This is a genomic window from Enterocloster sp. OA13 (genome assembly GCF_022440595.1).
Lineage (GTDB): Bacteria > Bacillota > Clostridia > Lachnospirales > Lachnospiraceae > Enterocloster > Enterocloster hominis.
The window spans coordinates 674,503-694,700 of record NZ_JAKNTF010000001.1; the positions used below are offsets into that span (position 1 = coordinate 674,503).

At 51.8% G+C, this 20,198-nt stretch carries 9 protein-coding genes; all 9 read left to right on the top strand.

The window, feature by feature from the left end; translation table 11 throughout:
* Positions 1–412: 412 nt before the first annotated feature.
* On the top strand, positions 413–9,799 hold the full coding sequence (locus MCJ35_RS03095) for an S-layer homology domain-containing protein (protein ID WP_240299350.1): 9,387 nt from the start codon (positions 413–415) through the stop codon (positions 9,797–9,799).
* Between the two features lie 107 nt (positions 9,800–9,906).
* Positions 9,907–10,596: a response regulator transcription factor gene (locus tag MCJ35_RS03100; RefSeq protein WP_025483049.1), complete on the top strand. Its 690-nt coding sequence runs from the start codon at positions 9,907–9,909 to the stop codon at positions 10,594–10,596.
* 446 nt (positions 10,597–11,042) lie between these two features.
* Positions 11,043–11,534, top strand: coding sequence for a sigma factor-like helix-turn-helix DNA-binding protein (locus MCJ35_RS03105; RefSeq protein ID WP_025483048.1), 492 nt, complete (start codon positions 11,043–11,045; stop codon positions 11,532–11,534).
* A 513-nt stretch (positions 11,535–12,047) separates the two neighbouring features.
* Positions 12,048–14,303: an ATP-dependent DNA helicase gene (locus MCJ35_RS03110; protein ID WP_025483046.1), complete on the top strand. Its 2,256-nt coding sequence runs from the start codon at positions 12,048–12,050 to the stop codon at positions 14,301–14,303.
* Between the two features lie 49 nt (positions 14,304–14,352).
* Positions 14,353–14,616, top strand: a complete 264-nt coding sequence (locus MCJ35_RS03115) for a DUF6870 family protein (RefSeq protein ID WP_025483045.1) — start codon at positions 14,353–14,355, stop codon at positions 14,614–14,616.
* 184 nt (positions 14,617–14,800) lie between these two features.
* On the top strand, positions 14,801–16,468 hold the full coding sequence (locus MCJ35_RS03120) for a recombinase family protein (RefSeq protein ID WP_025483044.1): 1,668 nt from the start codon (positions 14,801–14,803) through the stop codon (positions 16,466–16,468).
* Between the two features lies 1 nt (position 16,469).
* Positions 16,470–18,176 (top strand): recombinase family protein, encoded by a 1,707-nt coding sequence (locus tag MCJ35_RS03125; protein ID WP_025483042.1) that lies wholly within the window; start codon positions 16,470–16,472, stop codon positions 18,174–18,176.
* Positions 18,169–19,761 (top strand): recombinase family protein, encoded by a 1,593-nt coding sequence (locus MCJ35_RS03130; RefSeq protein WP_240299351.1) that lies wholly within the window; start codon positions 18,169–18,171, stop codon positions 19,759–19,761. The genes MCJ35_RS03125 and MCJ35_RS03130 overlap by 8 nt, the downstream gene beginning before the upstream one ends.
* Positions 19,748–20,137, top strand: coding sequence for a recombinase family protein (locus tag MCJ35_RS03135; RefSeq protein ID WP_025483038.1), 390 nt, complete (start codon positions 19,748–19,750; stop codon positions 20,135–20,137). Before MCJ35_RS03130 ends, MCJ35_RS03135 begins: the two co-directional genes overlap by 14 nt.
* Positions 20,138–20,198: the final 61 nt, after the last annotated feature.

Below are 20,198 nucleotides of genomic sequence, written 5' to 3' on the forward strand. Positions count from 1 at the left end.
GCCAATGCTGCCCGGTGTTCACGCCCCGTGCAGCCGCGCTTCCGGAGGAACGGGCGTGCTGGTATTGCAAATACGCCGATTTCCACTTGAAGGAGCGGACGTCATTGGACGTTGGCATCTGCTGCTGGCCGAAAAAGCAAATCGACTGAGCAAGTGTACCTTTGTATGCTTGTATAAAGTAATACTTTATTTTAGCGCGAACCTGCGCATTTTGTCAAACCGAAGCAAGGTTGTCTGCCTTTTACGAAACGGAGGTGTCTGAAAATTGAGCTTGGAACCGCTTGGGTTTTCCGGTGTTCCGCCGGAATAAGAGATATATCCGCCCCAAAGGCGCCGCCTGCCACAAGGCGGCGGAAGCTATAAGTTATAATCGGGAAAACAGAAAAAGGATCAAGAGGAGGAATAAAATTTTATGGATAAGCTGACACGAAAATTAGTAAGCTTCGGCAAAAAGCGCAAGGCGAATTTGCCCCTTGCCCTGCTTTGCATCTGCTTCTTGTATGCCGCGGCAGCGGTATTGGAAAAAGCGGAGCTGTTATGGAAAGCGCTGCGGAGCAAGCAAGCGCGGCGGCTGGCGGCCTGTGCGCTGTCCCTTTGCATGGTGGCGAACCTGCTGCCCATGACGGCCTTTGCCGCAGAGACAGGCACACCGCCGGGAGCAAGCGGCAGCGTGTGCGGTCACGTTCACGATGAAGAATGCGGCTATATCGAAGCCGTGGAGGGCGCTCCCTGTTCTCACTTAAACGAGGACGGTACCTATTCCTGCGCCCCCGTTTTGGACAGCGGCGTGAGCGGGAACGCCACCCCAAGCGACGCGGACTATGTATGCGGCCACGAGGATGGCTGCGGCTATGCGGAAGCAATGGAGGGCGCGGACTGCACCCATTCCTGCGAGCTGTGCGATCCGACGGTTGAAAATCCGCCTGTGGAAACACCGCCCGACAAGGATGCTATTGTCACAGATACATGTATCTGTGACGCCCTCTGTACAGAGGGCGTCATTAACCCTGACTGCCCGGTCTGCTCCGCCGAGGGTGCGGATTTGACTAAGTGCTTGGGTAAAGAGCGGAAGGCGGAGCAGTGCCTTTGTGATCCGACAGTTGAGAAAGATGGGGAGCATACAAATACAGACTGCCCATTTTATGTAGAAAAAGCGGCAGTTTGTAATTGCTCGGTTTTATGTACCGCAGAACAGGCGAATACGGACTGCCCTGTCTGCAACGAAGACTACGGCTTGTGTGCGGCAGAAAAAAATGCTGTTACTCCACCATCTGACGAGGCGGCAGTGAATGCAGTCATTATGATGATTGACGCGCTACCCATCATGGACAGCATCTATGAGAATATGCCAGGCGATTCTGAACCGGAATTTGCGGCGTGGCTGGAGAAAATGCAGAAAACAATCGAAGATATTAAGGCGGCCAAGGCGGCCTATGATACGCTTTCCGATGGGGATAAGAAGCTGATTGATGAAGAACATACAGGTAAGCTGCTTGATTTGGTGAACTTTGCGGAGATGATAGCCGAGATGATGCCAGTGGCGGAAACCGGAACAGCACCGGGCGGTAAACAGATTCAAACCGCTGCGGATCTTCAAACGGCATTGGGCGGAAACAGCAACGCAACAATAGAGGATAGCATCGTCAAGCTGACGCAGGACGTGACATTGGAGGGCAACCTCAGAATTAAAGGCACCGTTGTTCTGGATTTGAACGGACATACCCTTACCTATGCCGGAAAAGGAATCATTGACTCTGCGTATAACAATCCAATTTTTTTGATGATGGCTTCGGGGAATCTAACGATCAAAGACAGTGATAACGACGGTCGGGGGACAGTGGTGCAATCAGGAGGGAACGGGTCAAACTATGATTATGCAATTAACTGTATAGCCGCCTCGGCCCAAGTCACCATAGAAAACGGTATCTTTTCTGGTTCGGTCAGAACTGGGAGCGGAACGATCACAATTAAGAATGGCGAATTTTCCGACCTGACCGTTGACAACGCAACCGCGATAAAAATTTCAGCGGGAACATTCAGCGAGATTACTTTTATGAACAGCACAACGCTTAGAATGAAAGATATTGTTGCAGATGGTTCCTACATGGCTGATAATAGCGGGAAAGAAATCAGCGGATGGAAAAGCAATAATGAACAGTATCCAAAAAATATTTGGATTAGGAGTGCTGCCGCAGTAGAAAAGCAGACACCTAAAATTACGAGCAATTTGCCGGATGATACACAATTCTGTTTTGTAAACGACAGCAAAACATTATCTGTCACTGCAACTCTGGAAGAGGGTACGCCGACGTACCAATGGTATCAAAACAATCGAAAAGACAGTACATCAGGAACGAAAATTGAAGGAGCGAACAGTTCAAGCTACACGGTCCCTACCACAACAGTCGGAACGACCTATTACTATGTGGTCGTGACAAATCCAAGTGCTGATGTCAGTGTAACCAGCAATATTGCAGCCGTTACCGTCAGTGAGGCGGGGCATGGCCCCGGCGGGACTGCCATTAATAGTAACACCGCTTTGCAGAATGCGTTGGGCGGCAATAGCAATGCGACAATAGCGGATAATATGGTCAAGCTGTCGCAGGATGTAACACTGGAGGGCAACCTTAGAATTACAGGCACTGTTGTTCTGGATTTGAACGGACATACCCTTACCTATGCTGGAAAAGGAATGAATGATTCTTCGTATAATAATCCCATTTTTTTGATGATGGCTTCGGGAAATCTGACGATCAAAGACAGTGATAACGGCGGTCAGGGGACAGTGGTGCAATCAGGAGGGAGCGGGTCAAACTATGATTATGCAATTTCCTACAAAGCTTCTGATGCACAGGTCACAATTGAGGGTGGTAACTTTCAAAAAGGTGCTATTGCTATTGGACTGGGAAGCCTTACCATCCATAGCGGTTCATTTGCTGGTTTATCAATAAGCGAAGGATTCTACGGTGGGAATCCTACAATCAATATTACAAATGGGAAATTTACTGAAATTCATTTTATGTCAGGAACGCTTAGAATGAAAGATATTGTCGCAGATGGTTCCTACATGGCTGATAATAGTGGGAAAGAAATCAGCGGATGGAAAAGCAGCAATGAACAGTACCCCAGAAATGTTTGGATTAGGAATGCTGCCGCAGTAGAAAAGCAGACGCCTAAAATTACGAGCAATTTGCCGGATGATACACAATTCTGTTTTGTAAGCGACAGCAAAACATTATCTGTCACTGCAACTCTGGAAGAGGGTACGCCAACGTACCAATGGTATCAAAACAATCAAAAAGACAGCACATCGGGAACGAAAATTGAAGGAGCGAACAGTTCAAGCTACACGGTCCCTACCACAGCAGCCGGAACGACCTATTACTATGTGGTCGTGACAAATCCCAGTGCTGATATCAGTGTAACCAGCAATATTGCAACCGTTACCGTCAGTGAGGCGGGGCATGGACCCGGCGGGACTGCCATTAATAGTAACACCGCTTTGCAGAATGCGTTGGGCGGCAATAGCAATGCGACAATAGCGGATAATATGGTCAAGCTGTCGCAGGATGTAACACTGGAGGGCAACCTTAGAATTACAGGCACTGTTGTTCTGGATTTGAACGGACATACCCTTACCTATGCTGGAAAAGGAATGAATGATTCTTCGTATAATAATCCCATTTTTTTGATGATGGCTTCGGGAAATCTGACGATCAAAGACAGTGATAACGGCGGTCAGGGGACAGTGGTGCAATCAGGAGGGAGCGGGTCAAACTATGATTATGCAATTTCCTACAAAGCTTCTGATGCACAGGTCACAATTGAGGGTGGTAACTTTCAAAAAGGTGCTATTGCTATTGGACTGGGAAGCCTTACCATCCATAGCGGTTCATTTGCTGGTTTATCAATAAGCGAAGGATTCTACGGTGGGAATCCTACAATCAATATTACAAATGGGAAATTTACTGAAATTCATTTTATGTCAGGAACGCTTAGAATGCCGGACATTATTTCTGAAAATACTTATGCTACAAAAGACGATGGGCAATATCTCAAAGATTGGGATACGAGTCAGTTCCTTCGCAAAGTGATTGTTGTCCCGTTGGGAACAGGTCACACAATAAACTACTGGCTCCAAGAACAGATCAACAAGTCAAGCGGCAGCAGTGGAAGTCCGGCTGAAATCACCATTCCAGCGAGTGGAGAACTGATTTCTACCATCAATATCCCGGCAGACAAGTATATCAAACTGACCGGTAGTACCTTGACCCGCGCCGTTGATTTTGAATTCGCCCCTCTGTTTAATGTCAAGGGGGAGCTAACCCTTGAAAATATTACGCTGGATGGCAACAAGGACAACAATGCCAGTGGAGACGGTCTGCTGGAAGTGGACGGCGGTAAATTGACGCTGAATACCGACGCAGTTCTTCAAAACAACAGCGGTTTAAATGGCGGTGCGGTGCGTATCTGCGGTGGCGGTACTGCTACCATGAACGGCGGCAAAATTACTGGTAATGAGGCACTGGCTGGCGGCGGTGTTTTCGCCTTTTATTATATCGGTGAAAGCGGTGGCACGTTTATTATGAACGGCGGCGAAATCAGCGGTAATACGGCGCAGGCCGGTTCCGGCGTTTATATTACCAGCAACAGTACCTTTAATCTTCACAACAATAGTGTTATCAAAGACAACGTGGCACCGCAGAACGTGTCGTCAGGCGGATGGGACGGCATGATAAATGTAGAGATTCGCCCAATGTCCAGTGAAACCCTGACCATTCCCAATGCGCAAACGCCGCTGGCGGCTACCTTTGGCATCGAATTTCCATCGTCACCGGATACATGGGGCGGCGGTGTCTACAACATGGGCGCATTTACGATGGACGGCGGCGAAATCAGTAATAATACCGCTGGGCGCGGCGGCGCAGTTTATCATGCGGACGGTTCCTGTACCATCACAGGCGGCGTTATAAACGGAAACCATAACACATTCAGCGGCACTGGCCTCTATGCTCGTGAGGACTTCTCTGTTGGCGGCGGCGCTGATCTTAAAGATGGAATTTATCTTGTTACCAATAAGAAAGCGCTTGTAACTTCCGCGCTCTCCAATAGCATTCAAATTGAGGGCATGGAGGGAACGCCCGCAGCTGGAACCGTTGTCGCCGCAGGCAGCAGCTACACGATTTCCGATACTGATTTTGGCAAATTCTCTATCAATGACACCGCATGGGCGCTGAATAAAAATGAGAGCGGCCAAATCGTGCTGAAATCCACCTCCGTCCCCACGTATGCCGTGGAGCTGTTGCGTAACGGCAGTAAGGTAAGCGAACACGCCACCTTGGCCGACGCCATCACGGCGGCCCAAAGCGGCGACAAACTGGTAATCACCGCCGACATCAATCTCGGCGACAACGGCGTGGACATCAACGGCATAGCCCTGACGCTTGACCTGAACGGCCACACCGTCAGCCACAGCGGCAGCACCACTGGCAACATGGCTGCAATCGAGCTGAAAAACACTGCGGGTACGGGGCTTACCGTAACGGACAGCAGCATCGGCCAGACCGGCAAGCTGGAAGCTGTCAACATTGCCATTAGTAACGTCTCCGGCGGTACGGTTACGATCACGGGCGGCACGGTGTCGTCCACTGGCGCAAATGGCGATGCCATCTCCGGCGGCTCCAACAGTGGAGAAATCAAGGTCACGGGCGGCACGGTGTCGGCGAGCGGCGCGAATGGCCGTGCCATCGCCAGCGCCGGTGCGGTCACGGTGGAGAGCGGCACGGTAACGGCGACCAGCTCGAATGGCCAAGCCATCTCTAGCAGCGGATTCAGCGGTACGGTCACTATCAGCGGCGGCACGGTGTCGGCGACCAATGGCGGCACGGCCATCTATAAAGACGATTCCGCCGGCGCAGTCACCATCAGCGGCAATGCCGAGGTCATCAGCGCCAATACGAGCGCCACTTCCGGCACGATTTGTCTTGGCCCTGTGCCGCCCAACAGCAACGTCACTGCTCTGGAAATCACAGGCGGCACGGTAAAGAACACCGCCGCAGGCGGCAACGCCGTCTATAACGGCTACGCCGGCGCGATCGCGGTCAGCGGCGGTACGGTGGAAGCGACCGGAAAAGCCATCTACAACATCTCCACCGGTAAAATCACGATCAGCGGCAGCGCCACGGTCACCAGCGCGAACACGGCTTCCAATTCCGGCACGATTTACCTTTCCAAAGTGCCGAGTGGCAGCAGCGACCTTGTCGTGCTGGACATCAAGGACACCGCGCAGGTGACAAACACTGCAAGTCCGGCGGGCTATGCGGTGTACTTCGCGGCCAGCGGCGTGGATGGCTACAACGTGAGAAACTACTACACGGTGGCATCGGGCGCGATGGTGGGCAAGGTTTATCCCACACCGGCGGCCATGCCCACGGTGGAGGTCGATTCCTCCGGTACATATACCGTCTACGCCAACGGTCTTCCTCTGCTCATTATCGGCACCGACGCGACCAGCACCACCGTCTACGTGGATGAAAATGGGAACAATCAGGTCGACGCCGACGAAAAATCCTTGCATGACCTGGGCGTCGCCAACGCCCCGGCGGACGGCGTTGATCTCTCCGAGTGGAGCGTCTACGGCGGGGGAAATCAAACCGCCGTGACCGACAGGACCCTGATTACCGTATTGAGCGGCAGGGTGGGCAACGTCTACGGCGGCGGCAAAGGCGTCGGCGCGAACGTCGGCAGCAGCACTATAGTTCGCATTCAGGCGGACGGCGCCGTGGCGCATAACGTCTACGGCGGCGGAGATTCCAACAATGTGGGCGGAAGCACGGATGTCAGGGTGTACGGCAGCGTGGGCGGCGACGTTTACGGCGGCGGCATAAACGGGGCTGTCGGCATGAAAACAAGTGTCACCATTGAGGGGCGGGTCGCCGGCAGCGTTTACGGCGGCGGCATGGGCGGCGACGTGGGCATGGGAACGAACGTCACCGTCTACGGTGTGGTAGAAACATCCGTCTACGGCGGCGGAGCCGTGGATACGAGCGTCACCTCCACCGTTTCCGGCGGTTCCTCCGTCACCGTGGGCGGCAATGCCAAAATCGGCGGCGAGGGCAAGGGCGTGGTTCTCAACGGCGGCACGGGAGACAGCGAAGTGACCAACGGCGTCGCCAGCTTCCAAATCGACCCCGACCTCACCAATACCGCCAGCGTGTCCGTCGTTCTTCCCACGGGCATCGCGGAGGGTACAGCCATCGCCACCGGCGCGGTGGCGGGCGACGCGGCCAAAATCCACCTCACCGGCGACGGGGCTACCGGCAAGACGGCGGAATTTAACGGTACAGATAAAACCATTGTGGTAAAAGTGGCCGGTACAACCACCCCCACCGTGACCTCTGTAAGCGTTTCCCCAAGCCCTGCCACGGTGCAAAAGGGCGGTACGCAGCAGTTTACCGCCACTGTCAGCGGTACAAACAACCCGGCCCAGACCGTGAGATGGACAGTGACCGGCGGCAAAACCGGCACAAGCATCAGCACGGGCGGCCTGCTGACCGTGATATCGGATGAAACGGCGGCAACGCTGACGGTAAAAGCTACCTCCACCGTGGACACAGGCAAGAGCGGCACGGCAACAGTAACCGTACAGGCGGGCGCGCTTACCGATGCGCAAAAGCTCGCCATGGCGAAAAGCGCGATTGAGGCGGCGCTTGATAATCTGACGGTTACAAACGCCACCACCGCGCAGGATATTTTAGGCGCGGCAAACGCGGCGACGCTCCACGGCGTTGCGGTTGCATGGAACGATACAAACGGCTTTAGCAAGACCAATGCCACCGCAAATGCGACCGGCTCCATCACAGGCACGCTCAAGCTGACGCTGGGCGGCGCAAGCGGTACCGTTACGGTAAACAAGGTCATTACTAAGCTGTCTGCCGATAAGTCCGCGCTGACAGCCGCCATTGCCGCGGCAAACAGCGCCAAGAACGGCGTTACCGTCAACAATGGTTCTCCTTCCTCTGTTGCAAACGGCACAAAATTTGTGACCTCAGCCGAAATGGAGGCGCTGAACAATGCGATTGCAGCGGCACAGGCTGTGGTAAATAGCTCCTCCGCAACGGCCGCGGATATTACCGCCGCGGTGAGCGCACTGAACAGTGCGGTTGCTGCCTTTAACAGCGCAGTCAAAACCGGAACCTATACCGGCAGCTCCAGCTCCGGCAGCAGCGGCTCGTCAGGCGGTTCGGGCGGCGGCACTGTAACTCCGCCCACCGAAACAAAGCCAAGCGCCCCCACCGAGAGCGAAATCAAGGTGGACGGCAAGGTGGACGCAAACGGCAACATAAGCGTAGACCTCCCTCAGAAAACTGTAGAGGATGCCATTAAAAAGGCCGAGGACGAGGCGCGCAGAAACGGCAATCTGGATAACGGCGTCACCCTTGTGCTGAATGTGCAGGGCAGCAGCAGCGCAGGCAGCGTTACCGTCAATCTGCCAAAGACAACACAGGAGACCATCATCAGCAATAAAATTGTGAACACGATCATCGTGGTGAATAACCCGGACATTAAAATCGGCATTGATCTGTCTGCGGTAAAATCCATCAACACACAGGCAAACGCGGATGTGAACATCACCGCCACCAGACTGAACGGCGCAGGGCTTACGGGGGCGGCAAAAGCGGCAATCGGCTCCCGCCCGGTCTTTGACCTCACGGTAAACTACGGCGGCGGGAAACAGGTAACCAGCTTTGGCGGCGGCAGCGTCAGCGTGGCGATTCCCTACACCCTCGGCGCGGGCGAAAAGGCGGGCGGTGTCTATGCCGTTTATGTGGATGGCAGCGGAACTGTGCAGTGGCTGACCGGCTCTGTGTATGACGCCGGGAACAAGATGCTGCGCTTCTCCACCAACCACTTCTCCACCTACGGCGTGGGCTATAAGGCTCCGGCTGACTTTACCGACATTGTCGGGCACTGGGCAAAGGACGACATTCAGTTTGTGGTAAACCGCGGACTGCTCTCCGGCACAGGCGCCGCCACCTTCAGCCCCAATACCGCCATGACAAGAGGGATGTTTGTCACCGCCCTCGGCAGACTGGCGGGAGCGGACGTAAGCGGCTGCACGCAGAGCAGCTTCACCGATGTGAAAGCGGACGCCTATTACATGGGCTATGTGGAATGGGCAGCGAAAAACGGCATTGTGAAAGGCACAACAGCCACCACCTTTGCGCCGGACAATGCTGTTACCCGTGAGCAGATGGCGGTCATCATGGCAAATTACGCAAAGGCAATCGGATTTGAGCTTCCAAAGGCACACGCACAAAACACCTTTGCGGACGCCGCGAATATTTCTTCGTGGGCGGCTGACTCTGTGAAAGCCATGCAGATGGCCGGCGTCCTCGCGGGCAAGAACGAAAACAGGTTTGATCCGCAGGGCACAGCCACCAGAGCCGAGGCGGCGGCGACACTTCGCCGTTTCGTGGAGCTGATGATCGATGCCTCCTCCGCACGGGGCTGGATGCGCAACGATGACGGCCAGTGGATGTACTATGAAAGCGGCCAGCCAATCAAGAACCAGACCAAGAACATAGGCGGCGAGAATTACAGCTTCAACGCCTACGGCGTGACGCTGGATTTTCCCAAAAAGAAAACCGGCTACGGCACCTATACGGTACAGGCCGGAGACAACTTCTGGCTCATCGCAAAAAAACATAACGTGAGCATGGATACGCTGGCGGAAATCAACGGCAAGACCATCTACTCGGTCATCCACCCCGGCGACGTGCTAAAGATACCACAGTAAGAACAAACCAAAATGCAAAGGCGGAAACGCCGACAAAAACCACAGGCGGCGGTTTCCGAAAGGAGGCCGCCGCCTGCGCCGTTACGGAGAAAGGAGGGCTTATAACCATGAAAAATTATGTGCTGGTTATTGACGGAGATTTGAATACCTGTAAGGAAATCAAATATAATTTGCAGGACGAATACACAGACGTGTATTATACCGGTTCTATTCAGGAAGCATTGCAGATTATGGAAAAGGAGAACTGTTCGCTGGTAATTCTGGATGCCTGCATCTATCAATACGACGGAACTGCACTCATTCAGCAGATACGGCAGATGAACCCACTGCCCATCCTTGCTTTATCTGAAACGGCAGGCACTGCGGATAAGGTGGCGGCACTGAAGTGTGGAGCTGACGATGTGTTGAACAAGCCCTACGATTTAGAAGAATGCCTTGCCAGAGCACAGGCACTCATGCGGCGCTACACCCAGCTCAATCACATTACAGGCCGCAATTATGCCCTCGTCAGCCATGGTAATTTGATGCTGGATACTGCGCGGAGACAGGTTACGATTGATGATGAAACCGTAATCCTCACAAAGAAAGAATACGATCTCCTGCTGTATTTTATCAAGAACCGTAACCGTGTTCTTGCATTTGAACAGATTTATACTGCTGTGTGGCATGAGGAATACCTTATGGACAATTCCACGATTTTTTATCAGGTCGGCAATCTCAGAAGAAAGCTGAAAGCCGATTGGATTGAAACCAGATATGGCATGGGTTATTTCATTCATAATCCCGGAGAATTATAAATTTTTACCTGAAATGCGAAAATTGTCGTAAACTGCGGAATATCTTAGAATTTCCTTTGAATATTCTAAGAAGTTTCTTTGAATTGCCTGCTAAAATTTTCCTTGATACATAACCGAGGGAAATGGACGAAAGAAAACACAAGAATTGTAACCACCCCTCAAAGTACATAGGAGGGGCAGTCAATCAGCGTACATCATTGGAGAAAGCCAAATGCTGGCTTAAAGGCAAAACAGAATAGCGAAAGATACAGGGCTGCAATCCCATTAAACGGGGTTGCAGCCTTTTTCTGTTCGACAAATTTCTGCAAAAATCCTCTTTATAAAGGATTTTGCTGGCACTCACATTTTTTGTGTGGGTGCTTTTTCTCTGTCCGGCCCTTTTCACGGTACTGCCGTGGTCCGCCCCTCTGGTCTGAAACTAAAAATTCAGACTGGAGGAAAGGACAATGAGAAATTATCAGGAAAGCGATTATGCCCTGAATAAGTACAGCGAGGGCATTGTTTATAAATTTGCGGACGGCATTGTGGAGGTCACGCTTGCCGATTATCTGCGGGATAATCCCGACAAAACAGCGGAGGATTTTGCCAAGCTGAAGGCTCTGTCAGATGAGCTGTACCATGAGCAGGATTTGGACGAGACAGCTTATGGCAAACGTGCGCGGAAGTTAGACTGGCTGGCGGAATCCGAAGAATATGCAACTCCATCTGTTGATATTACGCTTATACATAACAGCGATAAGGGACAAGCCCTGAAAGCCGCCAAACGTCTTTTAGAGAGCGGAAAGCTGACGGAAGTACAGCGGCGGCGGTTTCTATTACATTACTTCAAAGGTCTTTCGATACGTCAGATTGCGGGTTTGGAACAGGTGGATTACCGCGCCGTATGGGAAAGCCTGCATTGGTCCACAAAAAAATTAAAAAAATTTTATGAAGAATAGCTCATCACCCCCCTTGTTTTTGGACGTTAGGTGAAAGGCAAGTTTATAGCTGCCTTTCACCGGTTCCTTGACAAGTGAATACGGGTGTGGAGGCACAGCGATGACAGGCCGGGAAACCGGAAGCGACGCACTGGAACGCGCCAAGACGACAGCAGGAAGCAAAGAAAGACCCTGCCGATCCGAGCGATACCGTTTGCAGTGATGACGTCCCACGGCGGGGCGGATTGCGATAACCCCTGTCACAATCATGGTACTTCTGCCGAGAACCGGCAGCCCTGAAAAACGGGAAAACGCACACCCCTGTTTGAGAAAGAACAGGGGGCGGCTTTTATGGTGTCCGCAGGCCAAGCGGAACGCCTTTCACACCTTTGCAATATAGAACATTCTATCGAACTATTGGAGCGATAGAAACCATGCGGCGGAACGGGCATTTTTGTCAGCAGACAATCAACCAGACCCGGTTCCGCCGTATGCTTGTGTCGCTCCTTTAGGCTGCAAAGGAGGCAAAAAGCTATGAATGAAGAACTTGTCTGCATGGCAGACATTCAGAATAAGATTTATGAGGCCGGTCTGTTCCGGCCGGAGGAAAAAGTGGTGCTTGCCACGAAAGGCTGCGTACTGCTGGAATATTTCACAGGCAAGACGTACAGCTACCGCATGGTAGACTTAAATACGCTAAAGGCAAAACGCCTGTTTTCCCGTCAGAAGCCGCTCACACAGGAGGGCTATCAGCGGGCGATTGAAAAAATGCTGACAAGGGCGCCGGAGCCGGAAAGCACGGCACGGTCTGATGGACGGAAACGGTCCAGAGAACTGCTTGCCTACATTTTCAGTGATATTTTACCAAAGCACGGAATGGTGCTGCGGGATAACCAGCTTTCTCTTTCTATGTCTATGTTAGACGCCCTGTGGGAGAGCAAGCTGGCATTATGCGAGGCCGAGGTGGGAACGGGAAAGACCCATGCCTATATCCTCGCCGCTATTGTGTACCGGCTTTTTCAGGGCAGTATGCGCCCTACTGTTATCTCAACCTCGACAATCGCCTTGCAAAAGGCGCTGACGGAGGAATACATTCCGCAGATTTCCGGTATCCTGCTGGAACACCGGATCATCAACCGGCCGCTGACCTATGCGGTCCGCAAGGGAAAGAGCCACTATGCCTGCGATGACAGGGTACGCAATTATCTGTCCTCCATCCGGCACAACAACCGCCCGGAGGACAGCGGACTTCTGGCAGCTTTGACGGCGCTCTCCACAGGAGCCTGCCCCATTGATTTAGACGGCCTTGAACTGACGGACTATGTAAAAGGGCGTATCTGTGTGAGCCACTGTCATTTCCACTGTGACCTGTCGGCAGTCTGCCGATACCGGGACTTCCTTCGCAGGACGCAGACCATGGCGTATGATTTCCAGATTGCCAACCATAACCTTGTGCTGGCGGATATTTTAAGTCAGAAAGGCGGCAGAAACCGTTTGCTCCCACAGAGCGGCATTTTGATTTTTGATGAGGCTCACAAGCTGCTGGATGCGGCAAGACAGATGTACGGCATGGCGTTTGAAAATACGGAGCTGGAACAGCTTGTGTCCAGTGCCTACCGTGTCGTCGGCATGGTTTCCAACCGAAAAGAGGCGGCCCTGCTGTGCGGGGAGCTGCTTCGGCTGAATGGCCTGCTGTTTGAAACAATCCGGCATGAAGCGGGCGCACATTATGATAAAAGCTGTCAGGCATTTGATTTCACCCCTGTCAGCATCCGAATTTTGAACACACTGGCGGCCACACTGAACGGGCTGTCGGTGTGTTTTTATCATCCCAAGGCAGGCGGCGCACAAAAGCGGCTGTTAAACCGCATAGAGCAGGAACAGGCAAAACTCATGTTGTTAAAGGACAATACGGAGTCAATCTGCTGGCTGGAGCGTACCGGCGTATCGGCGTGTCGGCTCTGTACCCTGCCGAAAGCACTTGATTTTCTGCTCTATGAGGACATTTGGAATCAGGGAACGCCCTGCGTCCTGACATCCGGCACACTTTCCATTGGAGGTGATTTCAGCCATTTCATGCACCAGACCGGAATTGACCTTTTGGAACAGCACCGGCTCCTGATGACCAGCAAAGCATCCCCTTTTGATTATGAAAACCACGCCCTGCTGTATCTGCCGGAGGATATGCCGTTCCCGGACACAAAAAACAGTGCTTACATGGCGGCGGTACTGGAACAGCTCACGGAGCTGATCCGGCAGAGCCACGGGCATACGCTGGTGCTGTTCACATCCTACCGGATGATGGAGATTGTGTATCAGGAGCTTTCCAAACCGCAGGCGGTGGATTATCCGCTGTTCTGCATGAGTAAGGGACGGCTGGACACCATTACCGCTTTCAGAAAGAGTGGAAACGGCGTGCTGCTGGCAAGTGACAGCGCCGGTGAGGGTATTGACCTTGCCGGGGATATTCTGTCCTCGCTGATAGTGGTCCGCCTGCCGTTCCCGACGCCCGATCCGGTATCAGAGTATGAACGCACCCTCCATGACGATTTTTACAGCTATTTATCCGAAAGCATTATACCGAGTATGCTCATCAAACTGCGCCAGTGGATTGGCCGGGGCATCCGCAGGGAGACAGACACCTGTGTGTTCTCTATCCTCGACAGCCGCGCGGCCGGACGCTATAAAAAGGACATTCTTGCCGCCCTGCCTGATATGCCGGTCACAGACCGGATTGATGATGTAGGGCGGTTTATTTTGGAGAAAAAGTCGGATGCCTACTTTCAGTGAGTAAGCGTCCGGCTCTTTACAAATCGGTAAGGAAAAAAGGAGGGCGGCCATGAGCGGTTATGAATTATCCGAAATGGATTTACAGGAATTAAAACAGGTGGATGTGCGGACGGTCAATCCCGACACACTTGTGGATATAAGAGAAATTGAAATTGACCGGACACTTCCCAAAGGGGAGCGGATGCAGGAGTTTATCCGGCAGATCAGGAACCCGTACTGCTTCCGGGTGGGCAAGGTTGCCGTCAGCGTAGGCTACGCAGAGGGCGGCGCTACCTTTGAACAGCGGATGGAACACTATCTGCAAACTCTGTGAGGAATCAAAATGAATATGGCAAATCAGGCTTTTGGGATTTCAGAAATCTGTCTGGACGCGGAGAAAGTTTTGTGGTAAGCTGAGTCACAAACCGCAGGGGCTGGGTAAACCCCTGTGGTACAGGACTTGCGGTAAAACTCCCAATCCGGTTTCTGAAATTCAGAAGCGATTAGGAGAATACCGAATGGATACACAGGAACTTTTACAGCAATATGACGGAGATTTGTACCTCCGCATCTCCCGTGAGGACGGCGACAAAGCCGAAAGCGACAGTATCGCAAACCAGCGGGATTTGATTACGGCTTTTTTGGAAAAACACCCTGAAATCACCCTCCATAAAGTATGGATTGATGACGGATATACGGGGGTCAACTTTGACCGGCCTGATTTTATCCGTATGATGGAGTCGGTCAAGAATAAGAAAACCAACTGCATCATCGTCAAGGACTTTTCCCGTCTGGGGAGAAATTTTATTGAAACAGGAAAATATATTGAAAAAATCTTTCCGTTCATGGGTGTGCGGTTTATTTCTGTCAACGATGATTATGACAGCGCAAAGCCGAGAACCGCATCGGACAATCTGATTGTGCCGGTAAAAAACCTGATGAACGATGCCTACTGCCGGGACATTTCCATTAAGATACGCAGCCATCAGGACATTAAGCGAAGGAAAGGGCAGTTTATCGCGCCCTTCGCCATGTTTGGCTACTTGAAAGACCCGGAGGATAAGCACCACCTCATTATTGATGAGTTTGCGGCTGGTGTGGTGCAGGATATGTTCCATCTGATATTAGATGGATATTCCTCAGAAGCGATTGCCGACCGCCTGAACGAACAGGGTATCCCCTCTCCCCTTGAATATAAGCGGCTGCTGGGGAGTACCTATAAGACACCCTTTAGACGTAATCCCAAAGCGGTGTGGACAGCAACCGCCGTCCTCCGCATTTTGAAAAATCCCGTCTATATCGGAACGCTGGAACAGGGGAAGCGCAGCAGTCCCAATTATAAAGTCAAAAAGCAGTTTGCTGTGCCGGAGGAGCAGTGGGCGGTAAAGGAGAACACCCACGAACCAGCGGTCAGCCGTGACACCTTTGAGAATGTGGCAAAAATCCTGCGCACCGACACCCGGACGGCGCCCGGCGAGGAAACTGTTTTCCCGCTGGGAGGGCTTCTCTACTGTGCCGACTGCGGGCGGAGCATGGTGCGAAAGAACAACTCCACCGCCGATCACCCCTATTATTACTATATCTGTTCAGGCAGCAAGGAAAAGAGCGGATGTAAAAGCCACAGTATCCGTGACATTCTGCTGGAACAGGCCGTTTTTGCGGCTGTGCGGGAGCATATCCGTTCTGTCCTTGATGTGGAACAGATACTTGCCGCTATTGCAAAGCTGCCCTACACCAGCCGTCAGATCAAAAAGATGGATGAACGGCTTAAAGCCAAGCAGGACGAGGCGGAAAAATACCAGCTCTACCGCATGAAGCTCCACGAGGATTACGCGGACGGTATCATTTCCCGTGAGGATTACATCGCTTTCGGCAAAAGGTATGACCTGAAAGCACAGAACGCCGGAGAAGCAATCCTCTCGCTGGAGCAGGAAATAGACCGGCTTGTGGATGGAAAATCCGAGGAACAGAAATGGATCGCCTATTTCAAACGGTATCAGGATATTGAGGAACTGAACCGTAAACTGGCGGTAGAGCTGATTGACCGCATCTTAGTCTTTGAAAATCAGCGGATAAACATAAAGTTCAAATTTCAGTGTGAGTATGACAGCGCGATGTCACTGATACAGAGCGTGGAGCGTATCAATCCGGCTCTGGCCGTATCTCCCGGAAGGGAGGCGGTGTGACATGGCAAGGAAAAGCAGATTCAGGGCGCCCGTGCAGGAAAAACCGAAACTGCGGGTGTATAGCACAGGGGCGTATGTGCGGCTTTCCGTGCTGGACGGCCATCAGTGCGACAGCGATTCTATTGAAAATCAGGAAGCCCTTGTCCGGGCATATATCGAAAGTGACCCCAGCCTTTCCCTCTTTTCCGTCTATTCAGACAATGGGGAAACAGGGGTTAATTTTGAACGTGATGATTTTGAACGTCTGCTTGATGATATACGGGCGGGCAAGGTGGATTGTGTCATCGTCAAAGACCTTTCCCGTTTTGGACGGAATTACATAGAGGCCGGTGAGTATTTAGAAAAGATATTTCCCTTTATGGGAGTCCGTTTTATTGCTGTGAATGACGGTTATGACAGCATTGATCCGGCAACATCGGACAGTCTTTCCATGCACTTAAAAAATCTGGTGAACGATGTATATGCCCGTGACATCTCACAGAAAATCTGCCCCGTGCTGCAAGAAAAGCAGGAACGGGGGGAGTTTATCGGAAACTGGGCGGCTTATGGCTACTTAAAATCTGCGGAGGATAAGCATTGCCTTGTGGTGGACGAAGAAACCGCCCCGGTTGTCCGTGACATCTTTCAGTGGCGTCTAAGTGGTATGGACTATCAGGAAATCGCAAGAAGGCTGACCGAATTGGGGATTCCATCCCCCAGCCGTTACCGCTTTGAAAAAGGGATGGTAAAATCCAAACGCTTTGCTGCTTCCATCTGGACGGGACAGGTCATTAAGAACATGGTCCTAAGTGAAGTTTACTTAGGTCATGTGGTGCAGGGTAAGACCCGCAAAGCGCTTTGGAAAGGGCAGAAACGTACCACCCAGCCAAGGAAAAAGTGGACAGTTGTAAAAAACACCCACGAAGCGATTATTGACCGGCATACTTTTGACACAATACAGAGGATGGCGGAACAGGATAAGCAGACGTTTGATGACAGGCAGGGGGCTTTCCCGGAAATTATTAATCCTGAAAACATCTTAAAAGGGCTTGTTTACTGTGGTGAATGTGGAAGAAAACTTACACGCCAGAGAAACATCCACGAAAACAAGGTAAAAGACCCCGGAATCCATGTGCGGTATTTTTTTTACTGCCATACCCATACGGAGGATTCCAGCCGCTGTGTCGGTATCAGGGTGCCGGAGGATGTCCTTTTAGAAGCCGTTTCCCAAGTAATTCAGTCCCATTTTGTAACGGCGCTGGATATGGAAAGGCTGATAAAAAGTGCGGGCAGAAAGGCGCTCAATCTTTCTAAAAAACAGGAAATCCACCACCGTATCATGCAGGCAGAGGAACAGCTTGACCGGATTACCCGTCTGCGGGAAACCCTTTATGACGATTATTTAGACCACCTGATGAATGAGCACGACTATCTTTACGCCAGAAACCGTTACATAGAGCAGGAAGAAGAACAGAGAAAGCTGCTGGAAGAACTGGAATCACAGAATGCGGCTGTCGTGGAACCGGGAACCGGCGAACCGGCATGGCTCAGAGCGATTCTGTCTATCCATGAGGCACCGGAACTGACACGGGGCATGGCACTGGAACTGGTTGACCGGATTACCGTATACGGCAATTCTAATATCGCCGTGCGGCTCCGATTTGAGGACGAGTACGAGTGCATGAAGGAATGGCTGTTCCCTCCGATGGGGGTGGCGGCCAGTGAATAAAACCTTTGTTATTGTTTTGTATATCCGTATTTCCGTGGAGGACGAGGACAGCCGTGAAGGAATCAGGGACGAGAGTAACAGCGTTTCCAACCAACGCGACCTGCTCCGGCGGTTTATCGGGCAGTCACCGGGGTTTGAGGGCTGCGAGGTCATGGAACTGTGTGATGACGGATTTTCCGGCACCAGCATGGAACGGCCCAATATGCAGAAACTTTTGCAGAAAGCCAGGGCAAAGGAAATCGATTGTATCATTGTAAAGGACTTTTCGCGGTTTGGCAGGGATTATATCACGGTCAGTGACTATGTGGATCAGATATTCCCGTTTCTCGGCATCCGCTTTATTTCAGTCAACGACGGCTATGACAGCGCCAAAATGAATGGCAAGACCAGTGGTGTGGATATTGCGTTCCGCAACGTGATTTACAGCTATTACAGCAAGGACTTGTCCCTGAAAGTAAAAAGCGGCTTACAGACAAAGGCACGTAAAGGTGATTTTTTAAGCCCCTTTGCCCCCATAGGCTACCGCAAAGACGAAAAGGACAAACACCGGCTTGTTGCTGACAGGGACAGTGCAGGGATTGTGCGGCGCATTTTTGAACTGGCTGGCGCAGGAATGACCGTGGTGGAAATCACCCGCCTGTTCAATGCCGAGAAAGTGCCTACCCCCAGCGCCATCAAGAACAGTCAGGGTTGCTATCACAAATGGTGGATTGGGGTAAAAGGCGCCGACCTCTGGAATGAAAGCGCAATTATACATATTCTGCGGGATGAACGGTATTTAGGCAAGACCATCTACGGCAAGCGATACCGCCCACAGGTCGGGAACAGGAAAACCCTTAAAAACAGCAGGTCGGATTGGATTATTGCAGAGGAACGGCACGAACCGCTGGTCAGCGCAAAGGAGTTTCAGAAAGCACAGGAACATTTGGCGGAATTTGTGGAACGGGACTTAGAGCAGGCAGGGATATACCTTTTTACGGATAAACTGCGGTGCGGGCATTGTGGTTATTCCCTGATCAGACGGTCACGTTCCAATCCCCAATATTTTTGCAGGACAAGATACCGGACTGCCGGTTTTGGATGTATGGAGGGCAGCGTCAGGGAAAGTGAAATCGCAGACGTTGTGCTGACTGCCATTCAAGCCTATATAAAAACCCTGATGGACGAAAAAGAACTGCTGCTAAAGGCCGGGAACACGGATACGCTTGCCAGCCTGCAAAAACAGGTCACTTCCTATCAGGGCGCCTGTGCCAAGATAGATGAGCAGAAAGCTGAACTGTACGATGCGATGGCAGAGGAAAAAATCGGCCGGGAAAAGTACCGGCAGGAACGGGATAAGCTGTCACGGGAGCAGGCAGAGATGGCACAGCGGGCTGAAGCGGCAGAAACAGAACTCACAGAACTGCGGAACAAGCTGGCCGCCGCCAAGCAGGGTGAACCAAAGCTCATACGCTATTTACAGGCAGACGCCCTTACACGGCAGATGGTAGTTGACTTTGTGGACTGCGTTTATGTTTACAATGACAAATCCATTCATATCGAGTGGAGCTTTTCAGAAAAAGGAGAGGAAAATGAATCAGCATAAAAGAGTTTGGATTTATTGCAGGGTGGCAAACCCTGATACCATGGCATTGGAAAAGCAGAAGCAGTTACTGGTGGATTATTCTGAACAACAGGGTTTTGAAATTGTCGGTATTACCGCCGAGACAGCACATGGATCGTCCATCAAAAGGCACGGCATGGCAGATGTATTTTCCGCTGCTTCTAAACAGTGGATAGACATCTTGCTTGTGGTCAATCCTGACAGGATTACAAGAAAGACAAGCGAGTTTTTAGACTGTGCTAAGAAATTGAATGGATACGGCGTTGAAATACTGACACCAACTTCGGGTGTGGTAGGACTGCCGGAAGCTGATTTCTATGCAAGAATTGCAGGGATTGCAAAGAGTATGAATGGTTGAGCCAAGGGCGGCAGCCCACAGGGGATGACACCTGTGGCTGCCGCCCTTTTGTCTTTCAAAA